Source organism: Catellatospora bangladeshensis, assembly GCF_016862575.1.
GTDB lineage: Bacteria > Actinomycetota > Actinomycetes > Mycobacteriales > Micromonosporaceae > Catellatospora > Catellatospora bangladeshensis.
Genome location: NZ_BONF01000008.1, coordinates 265155 through 285194 on the forward strand (window position 1 = coordinate 265155; position 20040 = coordinate 285194).

Annotated in this window: 15 protein-coding genes and 2 tRNA genes; 7 read left to right on the top strand and 10 right to left on the bottom strand. The window is 72.1% G+C overall.

From position 1 onward, the window contains the following. Nucleotides 1–2: 2 nt before the first annotated feature. Nucleotides 3–884 (top strand): siderophore-interacting protein, encoded by an 882-nt coding sequence (locus tag Cba03nite_RS06280; protein ID WP_203743305.1) that lies wholly within the window; start codon nt 3–5, stop codon nt 882–884. Between the two features lie 109 nt (nt 885–993). Here the strand turns inward: Cba03nite_RS06280 and Cba03nite_RS06285 are convergent, their stop codons facing one another. Together Cba03nite_RS06285 and recQ are read right to left on the bottom strand one after the other, a co-directional pair. Beyond that, the gene (locus tag Cba03nite_RS06285) at nt 994–2427 is read right to left on the bottom strand and encodes a glycoside hydrolase family 76 protein (protein ID WP_203742943.1); all 1434 of its coding nucleotides are present in this window, start codon (nt 2425–2427) and stop codon (nt 994–996) included. 124 nt (nt 2428–2551) lie between these two features. Then, on the bottom strand, nt 2552–4369 hold the full coding sequence (recQ, locus tag Cba03nite_RS06290; RefSeq protein ID WP_203742945.1) for a DNA helicase RecQ: 1818 nt from the start codon (nt 4367–4369) through the stop codon (nt 2552–2554). A gap of 243 nt (nt 4370–4612) precedes the next feature. On the opposite strand from recQ, the gene Cba03nite_RS06295 reads away from it, so the two are divergent. After that, a complete protein-coding gene (locus tag Cba03nite_RS06295; protein ID WP_203742947.1) occupies nt 4613–7348 on the top strand; it encodes an AfsR/SARP family transcriptional regulator in 2736 nt (911 codons plus the stop codon). Nucleotide 7349: 1 nt separating this feature from the next. On the opposite strand, the gene Cba03nite_RS06300 is transcribed toward Cba03nite_RS06295, so the two are convergent. Next, on the bottom strand, nt 7350–7700 hold the full coding sequence (locus Cba03nite_RS06300; RefSeq protein WP_203742949.1) for an iron chaperone: 351 nt from the start codon (nt 7698–7700) through the stop codon (nt 7350–7352). Nucleotides 7701–7760: 60 nt separating this feature from the next. After that, a tRNA-Met gene (locus Cba03nite_RS06305) sits at nt 7761–7837 on the bottom strand. Nucleotides 7838–7978: 141 nt separating this feature from the next. On the opposite strand from Cba03nite_RS06305, the gene Cba03nite_RS06310 reads away from it, so the two are divergent. Continuing rightward, nucleotides 7979–9475, top strand: a complete 1497-nt coding sequence (locus Cba03nite_RS06310) for a cellulose binding domain-containing protein (protein WP_203742951.1) — start codon at nt 7979–7981, stop codon at nt 9473–9475. 42 nt (nt 9476–9517) lie between these two features. Here the strand turns inward: Cba03nite_RS06310 and Cba03nite_RS06315 are convergent, their stop codons facing one another. From Cba03nite_RS06315 to Cba03nite_RS06335, 5 genes are all read right to left on the bottom strand, one after another. Continuing rightward, nucleotides 9518–9925, bottom strand: coding sequence for a VOC family protein (locus Cba03nite_RS06315; RefSeq protein WP_203742953.1), 408 nt, complete (start codon nt 9923–9925; stop codon nt 9518–9520). Nucleotides 9926–9941: 16 nt separating this feature from the next. Then, nucleotides 9942–10313, bottom strand: a complete 372-nt coding sequence (locus Cba03nite_RS06320) for a helix-turn-helix transcriptional regulator (protein WP_203743307.1) — start codon at nt 10311–10313, stop codon at nt 9942–9944. Between the two features lie 109 nt (nt 10314–10422). Continuing rightward, a tRNA-Met gene (locus Cba03nite_RS06325) sits at nt 10423–10496 on the bottom strand. Nucleotides 10497–10582: 86 nt separating this feature from the next. Beyond that, on the bottom strand, nt 10583–13474 hold the full coding sequence (locus Cba03nite_RS06330) for a UPF0182 family membrane protein (protein WP_203742955.1): 2892 nt from the start codon (nt 13472–13474) through the stop codon (nt 10583–10585). A 101-nt stretch (nt 13475–13575) separates the two neighbouring features. Continuing rightward, complete coding sequence (locus Cba03nite_RS06335; RefSeq protein WP_203742957.1) at nt 13576–14655, bottom strand: YlbL family protein; 1080 nt, start codon at nt 14653–14655, stop codon at nt 13576–13578. 108 nt (nt 14656–14763) lie between these two features. Between Cba03nite_RS06335 and Cba03nite_RS06340 the strand changes: the two genes are divergently transcribed. Then, the gene (locus tag Cba03nite_RS06340; protein ID WP_203742959.1) at nt 14764–16044 is read left to right on the top strand and encodes a zinc-dependent metalloprotease; all 1281 of its coding nucleotides are present in this window, start codon (nt 14764–14766) and stop codon (nt 16042–16044) included. 80 nt (nt 16045–16124) lie between these two features. Here the strand turns inward: Cba03nite_RS06340 and Cba03nite_RS06345 are convergent, their stop codons facing one another. Next, entirely contained in the window at nt 16125–16649 is a 525-nt protein-coding gene (locus tag Cba03nite_RS06345) for a M48 metallopeptidase family protein (RefSeq protein WP_203742961.1), read from the bottom strand. A 362-nt stretch (nt 16650–17011) separates the two neighbouring features. On the opposite strand from Cba03nite_RS06345, the gene Cba03nite_RS06350 reads away from it, so the two are divergent. The 3 genes from Cba03nite_RS06350 (at nt 17012) to Cba03nite_RS06360 (ending at nt 19721) form a co-directional block, all read left to right on the top strand. Next, nucleotides 17012–17167, top strand: a complete 156-nt coding sequence (locus Cba03nite_RS06350) for a DUF5679 domain-containing protein (protein WP_166381884.1) — start codon at nt 17012–17014, stop codon at nt 17165–17167. Between the two features lie 173 nt (nt 17168–17340). Next, on the top strand, nt 17341–18318 hold the full coding sequence (locus tag Cba03nite_RS06355) for a hypothetical protein (RefSeq protein WP_203742963.1): 978 nt from the start codon (nt 17341–17343) through the stop codon (nt 18316–18318). A gap of 71 nt (nt 18319–18389) precedes the next feature. After that, nucleotides 18390–19721 (top strand): ABC1 kinase family protein, encoded by a 1332-nt coding sequence (locus tag Cba03nite_RS06360; protein ID WP_203742965.1) that lies wholly within the window; start codon nt 18390–18392, stop codon nt 19719–19721. The last annotated feature ends 319 nt before the right edge of the window (nt 19722–20040 follow it).

Below are 20040 nucleotides of genomic sequence, written 5' to 3' on the forward strand. Positions count from 1 at the left end.
CGATGGTCTGGCGGCTGTTCGCTGTCGAGGTGAAGGAGGTCAGGCCGCTTACGCCTACGTTCACGCGGTTCACCTTCAGCGGGCCGGAGCTGGCCGACTTCGCGGACTGCGGGTATGACCTGCGGCTCAAGCTGGTGCTGCCGGCGCCGGACGGCGGCTTCGACGCTCTAGACCGCGGGCCGGACTGGTACACCGTCTGGCGCGGTACGCCCGAGGAGAAGCGCAACCCGATCCGCACCTACACCGCCCGCCACGTGCGTGCCGAGGCCGGTGAGGTCGATGTGGACGTGGCGCTGCACGGTGACGCCGGTCCGGCGTCCCGCTGGGCCCGCGCCGCCAAGCCGGGTGACCGGATCGTGCTGATGGGGCCGAACGCCGCGCACCCCGGCCCGCACGGCGGCGTGGAGTTCGTCGCGCCCGCGCCGGGCGTGCCGGTGCTGCTGGCCGGCGACGAGACGGCGGTGCCCGCGATCGCGGCGATCCTGGAGCGGCTGCCCGCCGACACCCGGGGCGCGGCGCTGCTGGAGGTGCCGTACGCCGCCGACGCGCTCACCCTGAACGCCCCCGCGGGGGTGGACGTGCGCTGGCTGGCCCGCGAGGACCTGCCCCGCGGCAGCCTGCTGGTGCCCGCCGTGCAGGAGGCCGCCGCCTGGCTCGTCCCCGTGCCCGGCGCCGCCGCCACTGTCGAGGATGTCGACGTCGACGTCGACGTCCTCTGGGAGGTCCCCGAGACGAGCACCACCGGCGCCCTCTACGCCTGGCTCGCCGGCGAGGCCGCCGTCATCCGCACCCTGCGCCGCCACCTCGTCTCCGACCGCGGCCTGGACCGCAGATCCGTCGCCTTCATGGGCTACTGGCGCCAGGGCCGCACCGAAGACGCCTGACCGCCCGCCCGCCAAGATCGCGACGATCTTGCGTGAACTGTTAGGATTTTGTCCTATATGGGCGTGTCGTACCCACAGTTCACGCAAGATCGCCGGGGTGGGGGGTGGGTTACGGGGTGGCGTTCATGAGGTCAAGGGCGGAGTGCTGGCGGGCGGCGTCGAGTTTGTCGACGGGGCCGGACCAGCGCAGGCCGTAGAGGTCGAGGGGGGTGCGGTCGGCGGCGTAGGCGGTGTCGGCCTGGCGGCGCAGGTAGGCGGTGTATGGGTGGTCGGGGAGGGTGGTGTTGAGGACGCCCAGGCCGCGGGCGTAGGGGCCCTTGAAGGAGGGGCCGTCGGCGCCGCAGTCGCCGTTCTCGCAGGGGTCGCGCAGGATGCCGTTGAGGTGGAGCTGGGTCGTGGTGGTGGAGGCGTCGGCGAGGCGGCGGGCGGTGGTGAGCAGGTTGTTGTCGCCGGTGGCGCGCCAGAGTTCGACGAGGCCGCCCAGGGGCACGCCCTGGTTGTAGGACCACACGGCCTGGCCGTTGTTGCGGCAGGTGGACAGGCTGATGCCGTCGTTGATCAGCGACGAGCCGTTGATCATGCCGGTGGCCTGGAACCAGGTCCACTCGGCGCGGGCCCGCTGCAGGTAGACCGTGTCGCCGGGCAGCCGGTTGTGCAGTGCGGCGTTGACGTGCAGGTAGAGGCTGTTGGAGATGGCGTTCTTGTAGGTGCGGGCGGTGCTCCACCAGATGCCGCCGCCGCAGACGCCGTCCCAGTACGCCGCCATGTGGTCGGCCGCGATCCGGGCCGTGCTCAGGTAACGGGCCTCGCCGGTGAGGTCGTACGCGGCGAGCCAGGCCAGCGCCCACCAGCCGGTGTCGTCGAGGTACTCGTTGCGGAAGTGGCCCAGCCGCGAGTTGACGTTCAGGTCGTAGGTGCGCGCGATGGCGTAGCGGTAGCTGCCCATGCCGGTGAGCCGGATGTTGTCGATCAGCGCGGTGAGCGCGTTCGCCGAGTTCCACCAGCCGGTGGTGCTGAACAGCCCGGTGCTCAGGCTGTACGACGTCATCAGGCCGGTGGCCGCGGCGGTGCGCCGGTTGCCGGCGTTCCAGGTGGTACGGGCCCAGGCCGTGCAGGCGATCTCGGGCCGGTCGCCGGCCTTGCCGCAGGCGCGCAGCGCCCCGACACCCAGCGCCGCCCAGTCGTCCACGTTGTACATGCCCGTGCGCCAGCCGCGCTGGCCGGCCGGGACGGCGGTGTCGCCCAGCAGGCCGGTCCAGGTGCGGCCGCCGTCGAAGGAGCGGTCGAGCCAGACGCGGTCGCCCGGGTTGCCGTTGGCGGTGCTCGCCCAGCCCATGGCGTCGGCGTCGTCGAAGTGCAGCACTATCTGACGGCCCCAGACGGACGCGCTGACCGGGGTGCGATCGCCCGGCGACAGCGCCGGGTCGCGCCCGTCGCAGTAGCGGTTGCAGACGGGCGCCGCGGTGGCCGCCGTCGCCAGCGGCCCGGCCACCAGGCCCGCGACGGCGAGCCCGGCGGCTATGAGACGTGCCGGTAGACGCATGTGAACCTCCTGCTCAGAGTCATTACTTGAGGCAGGAGAGCGCTCTCATCACGACCCATGAAACAGGAGGTTTACAATTTCGTCAACGTCGATGGAGTGCCAACCCTCTACCCGGCGGTGCGGCTCAGGCCTCGGCGAGGACCTCCAGAATGCCGTCGCCGTACTTGGCGAGCTTGTTCTCGCCGACGCCGCTGATCAGGCGGAGCTTCGCGAGCGAGTCGGGCGCCTGGGCGGCGATCTCGCGCAGGGTCGCGTCGTGGAACACGACGTACGCCGGGACGCCCTGCTCCTTCGCCGTCGCGGCCCGCCAGGCGCGCAGCCGCTCGAACAGCGGCTGCGCCTCGGCCGGCAGCTCGGCCACTGCCGTGGCGGCGGCAGCCTTGCGCGACGAGCCCGAGCTGCGCGCGGGGCGCTCGGGCTCGCGGCGCATCATCACCTGCCGCTTGCGGCCCAGCACGTCGGCGCTGGCGTCGGTCAGCGCGAGCGTGCCGTGCTCGCCCTGCACCGCGAGCAGCCCCTGGGCGAGCAGCTGGCGCACCACGCCGCGCCACTCCGACTCCTGCAGCTCGGTGCCGATGCCGAACACGGTCAGCTCGTCGTGGCGGTGCTGGGCCACCTTGTCGGTGCGGCGCCCGAGCAGGATGTCGATCGACTGCCCGGCGCCGAAGCGCTGGTTGCGCTCGCGCTGCAGCCGCAGCACGGTGGACAGCAGCTTCTGCGCGGGCACCGTGCCGTCCCACTGCTCCGGCGGGTTCAGGCAGGTGTCGCAGTTGCCGCAGGGCTCGGCGGTCTGGCCGAAGTAGTTCAGCAGCTGCACCCGGCGGCACTGCACCGTCTCGCACAGCGCGAGCATCGCGTCGAGGTGCGCGGCCAGTCCCCGGCGGTACGCCGCGTCGCCGGCCGAGCTGTCGATCATCTTGCGCTGCTGCACCACGTCCTGCAGCCCGTACGCCAGCCAGGCCGTCGAGGGCTGGCCGTCGCGCCCGGCGCGGCCGGTCTCCTGGTAGTAGCCCTCGACCGACTTGGGCAGGTCCAGGTGCGCGACGAAGCGCACGTCCGGCTTGTCGATGCCCATGCCGAACGCGATGGTGGCCACCATGACCAGCCCGTCCTCGCGCAGGAACCGGGACTGGTTGGCCGCCCGCGTCGCCGCGTCCAGGCCGGCGTGATACGGCAGCGCCTCGATGCCCTGCTGCACGAGGAACTCGGCGGTCTTCTCCACCGACGCCCGGGACAGGCAGTAGACGATGCCCGCGTCCCCGGCGTGCTCGGTGCGCAGCAGCTCCAGCAGCTGCTTCTTCGGGTCGTTCTTCGGCACGATGCGGTACTGGATGTTGGGGCGGTCGAAGCTCGACACGAAGTGCCGGGCGCCGGTCAGCTCCAGCCGCTGCGCGATCTCGCGGCGGGTGGCCGTGGTCGCGGTCGCGGTGAGCGCGATGCGCGGCACGTCCGGCCAGCGCTCGTGCAGCACCGACAGGGCCAGGTAGTCGGGGCGGAAGTCGTGGCCCCACTGCGACACGCAGTGCGCCTCGTCGATCGCGAACAGCGAGATCTTGCCGCGCTCCAGCAGGCGCATGGCCGAGCCGCTGCTGAGGCCTTCGGGCGCGAGGTAGAGCAGGTCCAGCTCGCCGGCCAGGAACTCGGCCTCGACCAGCTGCCGCTCGTCGATGCTGAGGGTGGAGTTGAGGAAGCCGGCCCGCACGCCCAGCGCCTGCAGCGCGTCGACCTGGTCCTGCATCAGCGCGATGAGCGGCGAGATCACGACCCCGACCCCGGGCCGCACCAGCGCGGGGATCTGGTAGCACAGCGACTTGCCGCCGCCGGTGGGCATGAGCACCAGGGCGTCCCCACCGCCCACCACGTGATCGATGATCTCCTGCTGCTCGCCGCGGAACGAGTCGTAGCCGAAGATCCTGCTCAACACCTCGGATGCGTCATGCACCCGTCGATCCTAGGGACCGCGCCCGACGGAATGCATGCCGGAGCGGGTGAGAGAGGCGCCCGGCATGACGAAGGGCTCAGACCGGTGCCTCGGCCTGAGCCCTCCTGCCTCGGGCAGCATGAGATCTGCCCACCCCCGTAGGCACGGCCGGCAGCGGCCGGTCGGGTACCAGATTCGCACGTGCGAACTGCCGTGCTGTTGCCATCGGGTTGCCACGGGCGGGACCTCGTTATCATGCAGCCCATGCAGTTCCGGGTTCTCGGGCCGTTCCGCGTGGAGTCCGGCGACGCGCCGGTGCCGCTGGGACGCCGCCGGGAACGCTGCCTGCTGGCCCTGCTGCTGCTGGAGCCCGGCCGGGCCATCCCGATGGACCGCCTGATCGACCTGCTCTGGGATGGCGAGCCGCCGGCCAAAGCCCGGCGTGCCGTGCAGGCGCACGTGGCCCGGCTGCGCGCCCAGCTCGCGGCGTACCCGGACGCGCCCACCCTGCGCACCGAGGGCACCGGCTACGCGGTGAGCGTCGGCGACGACCGGGTCGACGCGCACCGGTTCCGGTCGCTGGTGGCGCAGGCGGTGCACCGCTCGACCCCGGTGGAGCGGCGCGGCCCGCTGCTGGAGGAGGCGCTCGGGCTGTGGCGCGGGCCGGTGCTGGCCGACGTCGCCGGGGCGCGGGTGCGCGAGCGGGTCGGCCAGGAGCTGGAGGAGCTGCGCCTGGTCGCGCTGGAGAGCTGGCTGCAGGCCGAGCTGGAGCTGGGCCGGCACCGCGAGCGGATGCCCGAGCTGGCCCGTGCCGCGGCCGAGCACCCGGAGCGGGAGCGGTTCACCGCGCTGCACATGCTGGCGCTGCACCGCAGCGGCCAGACCGCGGGTGCGAGCGCCGCGTACGCCCGCTACCGCAGCCGCCTCATCGCGGGCACCGGCATCGAGCCGAGCAGCGAGCTGCGCGCCCTGCACACCTCGGTGCTGCGGGAGGACCCGCTGCTCTCGGTGCCCGCGGCGCGCTCCGAGGCGGCCGTCGTGGGAGCCCGTGACCTCCCCGCACCGATCCCCGACTTCGTGCCCCGTCCCGGCGAGCAGGCGGGGCTGGACGAGCTGCTCGACGCACCGCCCGGCGCGCGGCTGGCGGTGGTGCACGGCGTCGGCGGGGCGGGCAAGTCGACGCTGGTCGTACGGTGGGCGCACCTGCGCGCCGGGCACTTCCCGGGCGGCACGTACCACGCCGACCTCGGCCGGGACGGTGCCCGCCCGGCCGCCGACCTGCGCGAGCTGACCGGCCGCGCGCTGCTGATCCTGGACAACGCCGCCGACGCGGACACGGTGCGGGCCGCCCTGCCGGCTGACCCGGAGGTCACCGTGCTGGTGGTGTCCCGGGTGGCGCTGGAGAGCCTCGCCGTGCACGAGCGCGCCCGGCTGCTGCGGGTCGCCGGGCTGACTCCGGAGCAGGCTCTGGAGCTGCTGGGCACGGTGGGCCGGCTGGCCGGAGCCGAGCGCGGCACCCGCCTGGCGCGGATCGCCGACCTGTGCGACCGGCTGCCGCTGGCGCTGCGCATCGTCGGCTGCCGGCTGGCGGCCGACCCGCAGCACGGCATCGACCTGGTGCTGCAGGACCTTGTGCCGGAGGACCGGCGGCTCACCGCGCTGGAGATCGACGGCGGCGACGCCGGCATCCGCGCGATCCTGGACCAGTCCTACCGCGACCTCGCGCCCGCCCACGCCGAGCTGCTGCGGCTGCTCGCGGTGCACCCCGGCCGGGTGATCAGCGTGGCCAGCGCCGCGGCGCTCTGCGACCGCTCGCCCGGGGAGACGTACTCGCTGCTCACCTCGCTGGCGCGGAGCAACCTGGTGGTGCGCGACGGCACCGACTACCGCCTGCACGACCTGGTGCGGATCCACGCTCTGGAGCGGGCCGCGGCCGAGGACCCGCCGCAGGCGCGCATCGACGCGGTACGCCGGGTCGCCGACTGGTACCTGGACACCGCGTACACGGCGTACCCCCTGCTGAGCCCGCGGGCGGCGGGGCCGCTGCCGGTCGAGGTGCGCACCCCGCGCTTCCCGCTGCGGTTCACCTCCCGCGCGCAGGCCACGGCCTGGTTCGAGACCGAGCGGGCCGGGCTGGCCGCCGCCGTGCGCGCGCTGGCCGCCGCGGGCCTGCACCGGCAGGCGTGGCAGCTGGCCACGGCGCTGTTCGCGTACTACCACCGGCGCCGGATCTGGGCCGAGTGGCACGAGGTCTACCAGACCGCGCTGGCCTCCGCCCGCGCCGACGGGCACCTGCTCGGCCTCGCGAAGATCCTCAACGGGCTCGGCGTGGCCAGCAAGCAGCTCGGCCGGCGCGGCGAGGCCATCGCGTACTACCAGGAGGGGCTGGCCGTGGCCCGGCAGCACGGCGACCCGCTGACCATCGGCCCGCTTCTGATCAACCTGGGCGGCGTCTACAACGGAGCGGACGAGCCCGAACTCGCCCGGGAGCACCTGACGGCGGCGCTGCACCTGGCCGGTTACGGCGACGATCCGCGTTACGCGACCCTGCTGCTGCTCAACCTGGGCCACCTCGACTACAACGACCACCGGTTCGAGCAGGCCGCCGGGCACATGCGGCGCGGGCTGGAGATGGCCGGGCACAGCGGCGACACGCACACCACGGTCTACTTGAACCACGGGCTGGGTGAGGTGGAACTCCAGCTCGGACGGCCCGCGGCGGCCGCCCGGCACGCGCAGGTGGCGCTGGAGCTGGCGCAGGCGCTGGCCGACCCGCTGCGGCAGGCGTACGCCCTGGATCTGCTCGCCTCGGCGACGGCCGGCACCGACTGGGCCGCCGCCCGGGCGCTGTGGCAGCAGGCGGCGCAGCTCAGCGACGGGCTCGGGCACGCGCTCGGGCCCGACATCCGCGCGGTGCTGGCAGAGGGGCCGGGCAGCTGCCCGGAGAGCCTGCGCGAGCAGCTGGCCAAGCGCCGGTTCGCGGTGAACCGGCTGCCCTGACTCAAGCCGGGCGCCGGGCCAGCAGGGCAGCGACCACCTGGGTGATCACGTCGTACGGGATCGCCTCGCGCAGCGGGAAGCGCAGCGTGCCCTTGGCCGCCCGGTACGGCGCGACGGCCGCCTCCAGCGACTCGTCCCCGTCGGGCACCGGGTAGAGCGAGATGTGGTGCTTCCAGCCCGCGAAGTAGACGAGGTAGCGGTCGTCGAGGGTGACCGTGGGGATGCCGTAGCTGATGGTCTGCCCGGCTTCGGGCGGCGCGGCGGCCAGGATCGTCTGCCGCACCCGCTCCAGGACCGGCCGGACGGCTTCGGGCTGCGCGCTGATGTACTCGTCGATGGTCCGCACTGCCATGCGGCCATTGTCCCGCGGAAACACGAGACCCGGCTCCCTGAGGGAACCGGGTCTCGATCGTGGTAGCGGGGGCCAGATTTGAACTGACGACCTCTGGGTTATGAGCCCAGCGAGCTACCGAGCTGCTCCACCCCGCGTCGGCTGGTACAGACTAGGTCACCGTTGTCGACCGTGTCCAATCCTTAAATCAACCACATTTGTGGACGCCATCCTCTTGGCAGGACGGCTTCCACGGTGTTCGATAACTGGCAACCTTCCTTCGAGAAAGGAGCCAGTCGATGCGACCCTTCCGCGCGGCCGCCGTCACGCTGGCCGCCGCCCTGCTGGGCGCCGCGGTGCCCTACCTGCTCACCCCCGCGCACGCGGCCGGGCCGGTGCTCACCGTCACGGTCACCCGGGTCAGCACGTGGAGCAGCGGGTACGGCGCCGACGTCACCATCACCAACAGCGGCGACGCGGCCGCCACCGGCTGGACCGTCGAGTTCGACCTGCCCGCGGGCACCACGGTCAGCTCCTCGTGGAGCGCCACCCGCACCCAGACCGGCCAGCGCTACCGGTTCGTCAACGTGAGCTGGAACGGCACCGTCAACCCGGGCGCCTCGCAGACCTTCGGCTTCAACGCCGCCGGGCTGGGCCTGCCGCTCAATTGCACGGTCAACGGCAGTGCCTGCGGCGGCGGCCCCGCGCCCTCGGCGTCCCCGTCCCGCACCGCCGGGCCGTCGGCCTCCCCCTCGGCACCGGCCTCGCCCTCGGCGTCCCCGTCGCCGTCGGTATCGCCGACCTCGACTCCCCCGCCGAACGGGCCGGTGGTCGACGTGGCCTCCGCCGCGCAGCTGACCAGTGCCCTTAACAGCGCGGTCCCGGGCGCCGTCATCAGGCTCGCGGCGGGCACCTACCGCGGCGCGTTCACCACCACCCGGCCCGGCACCGCGAGCCTGCCGATCACGCTGACCGGGCCGCGCTCCGCGGTCCTGATCAACGACGGCCCGAGCGGCACCGCGCCCTCGTGCCCGCAGCCCACCGCAGGCTGGGACTCGGGTTACGGCCTGTGGCTGTTCGACGCGCCCTACTGGAAGCTCGACGGGTTCACCGTGGCCGAGTCCAAGAAGGGCATCGTGCTCGACAACTCGCACCACGTCACCATCAGCAACGTGTACGTGCACCACACCGAGGACGAGGGGGTGCACTTCCGCCGCTCCTCGGCCGACGGGGTGATCCGCGACTCGGTCATCGAGTACACCGGCCTGGTGCAGCCCGGCTACGGCGAGGGCGTCTACCTCGGCTCCGCCGGGTCCAACTGGGCCTGCCACGGCAACTCCGGCGGGGCGGACCGCTCGGACCGGGTGCAGGTGCTCAACAACCGGATCGGCCCGTACGTCGCCGCCGAGCACATCGACGTCAAGGAGGGCACGTTCAGCGGCGTCATCCGGGGCAACACCTTCGACGGGCGCGGCATCTCCGGGCAGAACTCGGCCGACTCCTGGATCGACGTCAAGGGCATCGGCTACCTCATCGAGAACAACACCGGCACGTTCGCCTCGCCCGGCACGTTCGTCAACGGCTACGAGACGCACAACCCGGCGACGACCCCGGCCTTCCTGAACGGGTGCGGCAACGTGTGGCGCGGCAACAGCTCGAACCTGGGCGGCGTCGGCCAGTACGCCATCCGGATCACCTCGACCTCGAAGTGCGCCGGCAACCTGAACGTGGTGTACGCCTCGAACACGGTCGCCAACGCCACGGCCGGCCTGACGAACATCGCCGTCACGCCCTGAGCAGCGCGGCCGGGGCTCCACGCGGGAGCCCCGGCCCGCACGTCACTTGGGCTGGTTGATGCGGCACATGTTGCCGGACGGGTCGCGGAACGCGCAGTCGCGCACCCCGTACGGCTGGTCGATCGGCTCCTGGAGCACCTCGGCGCCGGTCGCGGCGACCCGCTCGAAGACCGCGTCCACGTCGTCGGTGGTGAGCACGATGCCGCCGAGCACGCCCTTGGCCATCAGCTCGGCGATGGCCGCGTTGTCCTCGGCCGAGGCGGCCGGGCTGGCGGCCGGGGTCAGCACGATGCTCACCTCGGGCTGTTCCGGGGAGCCGAGGGTGATCCAGCGCATCTTGCCACCGCCGACGTCGGTGCGGACCTCCAGGCCCAGCGCGTCGCGGTAGAAGGCAAGTGCCTCGTCGTGGTCGTCGGTGAACAGGAAGCTGTGCGCGATTTTCAGATCCATGCAGCTCACGCTACGGTCAGGCGCCCGTCGTGGCTTCTCCGTTCCTGACGGGTCGGGTGAAAATCTTGGCGACGCAGGCCGGGACCCCGGCCAGCCAGGCGTGGTCGTCCCGGGCCCGGTACGCGCTCGGGCTCTGCCCCACCAGCTCGGTGAACCTGCTGCTGAACGAGCCGAGCGAGGTGAACCCGACCGCCATGCACACGTCGGTCACGCTGAGGTCGCCGCGGCGCAGCAGCGCCTTGGCCCGCTCGATGCGGCGGGTCATCAGGTAGCTGTACGGCGTCTCGCCGAAGGCGGCCCGGAAGCTGCGCGAGAAGTGGCCGGGCGACATGAGCGCGGTGCGGGCCAGCGCGGGCACGTCCAGCGGCTGGGCGTAGTCGCGGTCCATCCGGTCGCGCGCCCGGCGCAGCCGGATCAGGTCCTCCCTGGTCACAGCGGTCACCCCCAGCCGGAGAAAGAAGAAGACCCGGCTCCAGGGGAACCGGGTCTTCTGTTCGTAGCGGGGACAGGATTTGAACCTGCGACCTCTGGGTTATGAGCCCAGCGAGCTACCGAGCTGCTCCACCCCGCGTCGGTTCCTAAACACTAGCGCGTAGATCGCACCGGCCGCAAATCGACACGGGGTGAGCGCCGTCTCAGCGCTCACCCCGTGCTCGATCAGCCCGTCGTGGCCGGTGTCGGCGTCGGCGTGGGCGGGGCCGGGCTCGCCGGGGTCTGCGGCTGGTTGCCGCCGGCCGCCTCGAACTCCTTGATCGCCGCCTCCAGCGCCGCCAGCGCCTTGCCGTACGCCTCGAAGTTGCCGGACTGCTGGGCCGCGCGCAGGTCGGCGATGGCCTGTTTCACCTTGGCCGCGGCGGCGGCCAAGGTGGGCGATCCGGTGGTCGGCGGCGGCGGCTGCTCCGGGGTGACCACCGGTGGCGTGGTGGTCGTCCCGACCAGCTTCTGGATGCCCTGCTGCAGGGTGTCCTCGAAGGCGATCTTGTCGCCGTAGCTGACCAGCACCTTCTTCATCAGCGGGTACGGGTTGTCGTTGCTGGACTTCAGGTAGATCGGCTCGACGTAGAGCATGCCGCCGCCGTACGGCAGGGACAGCAGGTTGCCCTTGACGACGTTGGTGCCCCAGATGTTGAGCTGGGTACGCGCCGCGTCGAAGTTCTCCATGAGCTGCTGCGCCTGGCCCGGTCCGGGGATCCGGCCGTCCTTGTTCAGCTCCAGCACCTCCAGGTGCGGCTTGCCGTCGACGTACGACCCGGAGATCAGCGCGGCCAGGTTCTGCTTCTCGCGCGGGGTCACCGCGGCGGTCAGCTGGAAGCGCGGCTCGGTCTGCCCCGGCAGCTGCGTGAGCAGGTAGTACGGCGGCTGCTTGGCGTCCGCGCGACCCGCCGGGTCGTTCGGCACGGCCCAGAAGTCCGGCGCGTTGAAGAAGTCGTTGGCGTTGTTCACGTGGAACCGGGTGAGCAGGTCGCGCTGCACCTTGAACATGTCCGCCGGGTAGCGGAAGTGGCTGGCCAGCTCCGCCGGGATCTGGTCCTTCTTCGTGATCAGGTCGCCGCCGAAGGCGTCGTTCCACGCCTGCAGGATCGGGTCGGTGTCGTCGAACTCGTACAGCTTGACCGTGCCGTCGTACGCGTCGACGGTCGCCTTGACCGAGTTGCGGATGTAGTTGATCTCCTGCCGGGCGAGCCGGAAGGTGCCGTCGCCGGTCAGCGAGTCGCTGGTCGCGTCCTGCAGGTCCACCCGCTGCGCGTACGGGAAGTTCGCGCTGGTGGTGTAACCGTCGACGATCCACACGATGCGCCCGTTCACGGCGGCCGGGTAGGGGTCGCCGTCCAGCGTCAGGAACGGGGCCACCTTCTGCACGCGGGTGCGCGGGTCGCGCTCGTAGAGGATCTTCGAGTTGTCGTTGACGGCGTCGGCGAGCAGGAAGTTCGACTCCGCGTACTTGATCGAGTAGAGCAGCCGGCGCCAGGTCGAGCCGATGTCCACGCCGCCGGACCCGGTGTAGGTGTACCGGGCGTCGCTGGCCTCACCGGTGGGCCGGTCGTACTCGGCGCTCTGGCCGCCGTCGGGCTTGCCGACGATGGCGTACTCGTCGCCCATGCGCTCGCCGTAGTAGATGCGCGGCTGCTCGACCGGCAGCTTGTCGGTCGCCGACGAGCAGCCCTGGTCGCTGCCCTGCGCCTGGCCGGTGAAGAAGCCGGAGACGAAGTACGGCTGCCCGGCGCAGACGGTGGTGTTGGCGGGCGCCGCGACCAGGCCGTAGCCGTGCGTGTAGACCGTGTGCTTGTTGATCCAGTTGCTCTGGGCCGAGGTCAGCTTGCCGTACTCGATCTCGCGCAGGCCCACCACGTAGTCGGCGGTCTTGCCGTCGATGGTGTACCGGTCGATGTCCAGCTTGTCACCGAACTGGTAGAAGCTGCGCACCTGCGACAGCTGCGTGTAGCTGTCGGCGACCACGGACGGGTCGAGCAGTCGGATGTTCGGCACGATCGTCTTGTCCTGCGCCAGCGTGGCCGGCGGCACGACGGTGTCCGACACGTACGGCGTGTTCTTGGCCGCGTCCAGGCCGTAGGCCGCGCGGGTGGCCGCGATGGTGCGGTCGATGTACTGCGCTTCCTTGACGTTGCGGCTCGGGTCGACCTGGAACGTCTGCACGCCCCACGGGTAGATGCCGCCGATGGCCACCGCGGAGATGGCCAGCAGGCCCAGCGCCACGCCCGGCCACACCAGGTTGCGCATCACCGCGTTCGAGAAGACCAGGATCGCGATGACCACGATCACGGAGATGTAGGTGAGCATCTCCTTGGCCGGCAGCAGCGCCTGGATGTCGGTGTAACCGGCGCCGGTCAGGTCGGTGCCCGCGATGGTGTCCAGCAGCAGCGCCCGGCGGTCCAGCACGTACGCGACCGCCTTGAGGCTCACGAACAGCGCGACCAGCCCGGTCAGGTGGGCACGGGCGCCGGTGGTCATCCGGTCGCCGGGGCCGGACAGCCGCACCCCGCCGTAGAGGTAGTGCACGCCCAGCGCGCCGATCAGCGCCAGCACGGTCACCGTGAAGCCGGTGTTCAGCAGGTACTGCCAGAACGGCAGCTTGAACACGTAGAAGCCGACGTCGATGCCGAACTGCGGGTCCTTCTGGTTGAAGGGCTTCGCGTGCTCGAACAGCAGCCACTGCTGCCAGTGGCCCTGCGCGGCCAGGCCGGCGAAGAAGGCCACCGCGCCCGCGGCCAGCGCGAACCAGCGGATCAGGTGCGGCCCGAGCACGTACCGGTAGCGCTCCAGCGCCTGCTGCTCCACCCCGGTGGGCGGCAGGAACGGGCGCAGCCGGTACGCCAGGTACAGGTTGCCGAAGATGAACGCCCCGATGATCAGGCCGAACACCGCGAACAGGCCTATCCGGGTGCCGAGCTGCCCGGAGAAGACCTGGGTCGCGCCCAGTTCGTCGAACCAGAGCCACTCGGTCCAGGCCTCCACCACCCAGCCCAGGACGGCGAAGAAGATCAGCAGGCCGGTCAGCACGATGAGCCACGCGCGACCGCGCCGGCTCATGTGCGGCAGTTGACTTGATCGGTTGACCACGGTGGAAGCCTACGTTGCCGTGCAAGAGCGCGGCAGGGAGGAAGGCCTCCCACCGGGGCGTTCTCAGCTTCTTAACAGGAAGGCGGCGTACCGCCCGAGTTGATGGTCTTCAGCGCGGCCAGCGCGTCGTCCAGCGTGGCGACCTTCACCAGGGGCAGGCCCGGCAGCGCGTTCGCCTTTGCCTCTGCGCAGTTGTCGACCGGGGTGAGGAACCACTTCGCGCCCGCGTCCTTGGCGCCGTACAGCTTCTGCGGGATGCCGCCGATCGGGCCGACGTTGCCCTCGTCGTCGATGGTGCCGGTGCCCGCGATGACCTTGCCGCCGGTGAGGTCCTCCGGCGTCAGCTTGTCGATGATGCCCAGCGCGAACATCAGGCCCGCGCTCGGCCCGGCGATGTCGTCCAGCTTGATGTTCAGCGTGAACGGGTGCGGCTGCTTGGTGTCCACCTCGATGCCCACGCGCGGGGTGCTGTCGGTGTCCGAGGCGGCCTTCGTGGTGACCTCCACGGTGGCCGGCGCGCCGTCGCGGGTCACGCCGAGCTTCAGCGTGGTGCCGGCCGGCTTGGCCTGGATCAGCTCCAGCAGCTTGCCGTTCGAGGTGACCGCGGTGCCGTCGACCGTGTCGATGACGTCGTTCACCTTGAGCTTCCCGGCGGACGGGCCGCCGTCGACGACCTTGCTCACGGTCACCCGCACCGGGTAGCCCAGCTCGCGCAGCGCCGCGGTCTCCGCGCTGGTCTGCGAGTTCTTGAACGCCTCCTGGCCCTGCTGGTCGATCTCCTCGCGGGTCTGGTCCGGCGGGTAGAGCAGCTCGTAGGGCACCACCGCCTCCTCGTCGGACCACCAGCCGCGGATGATCGACAGCAGGTCCGTCGACGACTGCACGTTGACCGTGACCAGGCGCAGCTGCCCGTCGGACTTCGAGACCGCGGGGCCGCCGTCGCCGGTGACCGAGATGACCTCGTGGCAGCCCTTCGCCGCGTCCTTCGCCGCCGGGTCGCACAGCTCGCCGTTCTCGTCGACGGCGGTCAGCGTGTCCACGGTGGGGCCGGCGCTCTCCACGACGTACGGCACCCGCACCTGGCCGATGCCCAGCAGCAGCAGCACGGCAAAGGCGGCGCCCAGCACCACAGTCAACCCGCGACGTCTCATGGCGGCCAGCCTAGCCGGGCACCCCCGCGACCCGCCGGACCCTGACTCGTCCCCGATCATCCCCCCGCTATGAGTCAGTCGGACTCAAGTGCGCGTACGGTGGAGGGCGTGCCTGACACCCCGTTCGGGTTCGCCCTTCCGGGCGGCCAACCGCCAGATCCCAACGACCCGCAGCAGATGCAGCAGTTCCTCGCCGGGTTGCAACAGCTCATGGCCATGTCCCAGTCCGGCGGCGGCCCCGTCAACTGGGACCTGGCCCGCCAGGTCGCCACCACCTCGCTCAACAGCGAGGGCGACCCCGCCGTGTCCGCCGCCGACCGCGCCGAGGTGGACGAGGCGCTGCGGCTGGCCGACCTGTGGCTCAACCCCGCCACCGCGCTGCCGAGCGGCCTGGTCACCACCGCCGCCTGGAATCGCAACGAGTGGATCTTCAACACGCTGGACGTGTGGCGCAAGCTCGCCGACCCCGTCGCCGAGCGCATGGTCGCCGCCATGGGCGACCTGGTCCCACCGGAGGCCCGCGCCCAGCTCGGCCCGATGGCCTCGATGATCAGCAGCCTGGGCGGCGCCCTGTTCGGCGGCCAGTTCGGCGCCGCGCTGGCCAAGCTCGCCGTCGAGGTGCTGTCCGCCGGCGACATCGGCCTGCCGCTCGGCCCCCGGGGCACCGCCGCCCTGGTGCCGGCCAACATCAAGGCGTACGGCGCCGGCCTCGAACTCGATCCCGGCGAGCTGCGCCTGTTCGTCTCCCTGCGGGAGACCGCCCACCAGCGCCTCTTCGGCCACGTGCCGTGGCTGCGCGGGCACGTGCTCACCGCCGTCGAGACGTACGCCAACGGCATCCGGGTCGACCGGGAGGCCATCGAGGAGGCGCTGTCCCGGGTCAACCCCGCCGACCCCGAGTCGATGAGCGAGCTGCAGCTCGAGGGCATCTTCACCCCCGACGACAGCCCGCAGCAGCAGGCCGCCCTGCGCCGCCTGGAGACGGTGCTCGCCCTGGTCGAGGGCTGGGTCACCCACGTCGTCGAGGGCGCCGCCGAGGGCCGCCTGCCCAACGTGGTGCGCCTGTCCGAGACGTTCCGCCGCCGCCGTGCCGCGGGCGGGCCGGCCGAGCAGACGTTCGCCGCGCTGGTCGGCCTGGAGCTGCGGCCGCGGCGGCTGCGCGAGGCCGCCGCGCTGTGGGCCGCGCTCACCGAGCACCGGGGCGTGGACGGCCGGGACGCCCTCTGGGCCCACCCCGACCTGCTGCCCGACGAGGAGGCGTTCGCCGACCCCGCCGGTTACGCCACCGGCGCCGACAGCGCCGTCTTCGACCTCAGCGCCCTGGACGACCTCGACCTCCCGCCCACCGAGGAGGGCCCCGCCCCGCAGGACGGCCCCAAGCAGCCCTGACCGTCGCCGGCGTCGGCCTGTCACCTCTCACCCGAGGTGGCGGGCCGACGCCGTTGCCGGGCCGGGCGGCGCGGGTGGGGTTACTCCGCGCGGGCGTCGGCGGCGGCGATGCCCTCGAGGTAGCCGCGGGCGCGCTCGGTGCGGGGGTAGCGGCCGACCAGCTCCCAGAAGCGGGCGTTGTGGCTGGGCACGATCAGGTGCACCAGCTCGTGCAGCAGCACGTAGTCGCTGACCCAGGACGGCATGTCGCGGACCCGCTCGGACAGCCGGATGGTGCGGTCGGCGGGCGTGCAGGAACCCCAGCGTCCGTGCTGATTGGAGACCCAGCGCACGCTGGCGGGCACCGCGATCGCGCCGAACTCGGTCAGGTAGCGGCCGGCCAGCTGCCGGGCGCGCACCGCCAGGTCGGCATCACTGCGCTGGCTGCGCTGGTCGCGGGCGGCGAGCCGGGCGAGCATCTTGCCGACCCACTCGCTCTCCTCCGCGCGGGAGAACTGGCTGGGGATGAGCACCACGACCCGCTCGCCCTCCCGGTAGGCGGACACCGTCCGCCGCCGGCGCTCGCTGCGCCGTACCTCAACCACGGGTTTGCGTGCGGCGGCCATCTAGTGACCGGCGCAGGCCAGGGGGCACCCGGGGGCGACCAGGGGGGTGTTGCTCACGGCAAGGACGCTAGCGGCCCGATGCCAGGGTTCCGCAAGGGTCAATCTTGTGATCATCGCCAGAATTGCTGGGATTTGCCGAGTTCGCCAAGAAAATTCTTCCGGCTGGTACGGCCCCGGCCTGTCCGCATAAGGGGACATTGCTCAATGCGCAGGCGACTTCCAGAAAATGCCTCATTTTCTACAAGCGTGATGACTCCGGCGTGTCCCGCGTAACCTGACTTATCTGATCGATCAGGGCAGGCAGACTTCCACCGTCACAGCGCGAGCGCCGGACGAGTCACCGTGGATCATGAGGAGGAACCGTGGCCGAAGAGAAGTACAACGGCTACTGCGTGAAGTGCAAGGAAAAGCGTGATTTCACCGGCAAGGTGGAGATCTCCAAGACTGGCATGCGGATGGCCAAGGGGCCCTGCCCCGTCTGCGGCACGACCGTGAACCGCATTCTCGGCAAGGCCTGAGGAACAACGGCAGACAGGAGCCCGCGGTCACCGCGGGCTCCTGTCGTCTACCCGACAGTTTTCCCCAAGATCTGTGGACAACGCAGGTCAGGCCTGTGGAAAACCTGATGATCACGGGGGACGGCCTGTGGAAAACGCCTCCGGGCCGCGCGCGGCTGGCACCGTGACCGGCTGTGAACCGCCCGCCGATGACCCGCCCGGCCCTGCTGCCGGGCCTGCGCCCGATGTGGCGCGACCCGCTCACCGTCCAGCTGGGCACCGATCCCGAGTACGCGGTCGTGCTCGAACTGCCGCACCGCTCCGCCGCCCGGCTGCTGGAGCTGCTCGACGGGTCCCGGACGGAGCGCGCGCTGCTCGGCGAGATGAGCCGGCTGGGCATGCGCGCCGACGACGTGTACGCGGTGCTGGCCGCCCTCGCCGAGCGCGGTCTGGTGGTGCCCGCCCAGGCCCTGATGCCCGCCGCGCTGCCCCCGTCCCGCCGGGAGCGGCTGGGTGACGAGGCCGCCGCACTGGCGCTGCGCCAGGGCGAGACGGCGGGCACTCCGGCCCGCGTGCTGCAGCGCCGCTCCCAGGCGCGGGTGATCGTGGCCGGCACCGGACCGCTCGCCCGGCTGGTCGCCACCACGCTGGCGGACGCCGGGGTGGGCAAGGTCGGCGTGGTGGCCGCCGCGGGTGAGTCGGCGGCGGTGGCCGAGGGCCGGCCGGAGGCGCCGCCCGCCGGGCCCCCGGGCACGCTGCGGGCCACCGACGCCACCTTCCGGGTGCAGGTCGGGTACGCGGTGTCCAGCCGCGGCACGCGCCGCCGGGTGCCGCACCTGGCGCTCGCCGTACGCGACGGGATCGCGGTGGTCGGGCCGCTGGTGCCCGCCTCCGGCGGCCCCTGCCTGCGCTGCCTGGACCTGCACCGCACCGATCGGGACCCGGACTGGCCCGCGCTCGCCGCACAGCTCGCCGCGGGGCCGGGCCGCGATCCGTGCGCCGCCGCGACCCGCCTCACCGCCGCCGGGTTCGCCGCGGCCGAGGTGCTCGCCTACCTCGATGGCGCCGAGCCGACCACCGTCGGCACCACCGTGGAGATCAACGGGGTACGGCCCTGGCGGCGGCGCACCTGGACCCCGCATCCCGCGTGCGACTGCACCCGGCGCCGGTGACCTCGACATCTCCACACGGTCTTCACCGCTCAGGAGCGGCCGAAACGCGGCGAGTCGGCCACAATGGCACGGTGACCGACATCCCGCGCCGCGCCGTGTCCCGTACCGCCAAGCTGGCCTCGCTGCCCCTGGGTTTCGCCGGGCGCACCGTGCTCGGCTTCGGCAAGCGGGTCACCGGCCTGGCCTCCGACGTGATCTCGGCGGAGATCCAGGAGCGCACGGCCGAGCAGCTGTTCAGCGTGCTCGGCCAGCTCAAGGGCGGCGCGATGAAGCTCGGCCAGGCGCTGAGCGTGTTCGAGGCGGCCCTGCCGGACGCGCTGGCCGAGCCGTACCGGGAGGCGCTGGTCAAGCTGCAGGAGGCGGCTCCGCCGCTGCCCGCGGCGACCGTGCACAAGGTGCTGGCCGAGCAGCTGGGCGCGGACTGGCGGGGGCTGTTCCGCGAGTTCGACGACGCCCCGGCCGCGGCGGCCAGCATCGGCCAGGTGCACCGGGCCGAGTGGAAGCTGCCACGCAAGCGGGCGGGCATCCCGGTCGCGGTGAAGGTGCAGTACCCCGGGGCGGGGGACGCGCTCATCGCGGACCTGACCCAGCTGTCCCGGCTGGCCGGCCTGTTCAAGGTGATCCAGCCCGGCCTGGACGTGAAACCGCTGGTCACCGAGCTGCGCGAGCGGGTCGTGGAGGAGCTGGACTACGAGCTGGAGGCGGCCAGCCAGCGCGCTTTCGCCGAGGCCTACGCCGGGGACGAGGACTTCCTGGTGCCGCGGGTGATGGCCGCGGCGCCCCGGGTGATCGTCACCGAGTGGGTGGAGGGCATCCCGCTCTCGAAGATCATCGGCTCGGGCACCGTGGCGCAGCGCGACCGGGCCGGGGAGCTGATGGCCACGCTCCACTTCTCCGCGCCGGAGCGGGCCGGGCTGCTGCACGCCGACCCGCACCCCGGCAACTACCGGCTGCTGCCCGACGGGCGGCTGGCCGTGATCGACTTCGGGGCCGTGGCCCGAGTGCCGCAGGGGCTGCCGGAACCGGTCGGCCGGATCACCCGGCTGGCGCTGGCCGGCCGGGCCGACGAGGTGCTGGCCGGGCTGCGTGGCGAGGGTTTCCTGCGCAAGGACTCCGACATCGACGCGCAGGCGGTGCTCGACTACGTGCGCCCCATGCTGGACCCGCTGGCCGAGGAGGAGTTCCGGTTCAGCCGTGCCTGGCTGCGGGAGGAGGCGGCCCGGCTGGCGAGCCCGCGCAGCCCCGCGTACCAGCTGGGACGGCAGCTCAACCTGCCCCCGTCGTACCTGATGATCCACCGGGTGACGCTGGGCTCCATCGGCGTGCTCTGCCAGCTGGAGGCCAAGGCCCCCTACCGGGCCATCCTGGAACGCTGGCTCCCCGGCTTCGCCGACCCGGAGTGATCCACCCCGCGCCATGATCGCGGTCTCGTGTCGGAATGTGCGGCTGGGCCGCAGGTTTGGACACGAGACCGCGATCTTCACCCGGGGCGGAGCCCTGATACGAGCGAAGCTCCCGCCCGGCTGGACAGCCCGGCGGGAGCTTCGGTCATCACTTGCTTAGCGCTGCGACAGCTCACGAGCGCGCTTACGCGCGCGAACCATGATCTGGCGGGCGGAACGGGAAGCCTCAGAGGGGATGGTCTGAGGCTCAAGCATTCGGGCCCGGCTCATGACTTCGTGGATCATATAGATGTCGCTCATCTCGCTTCTCATTTCCTTC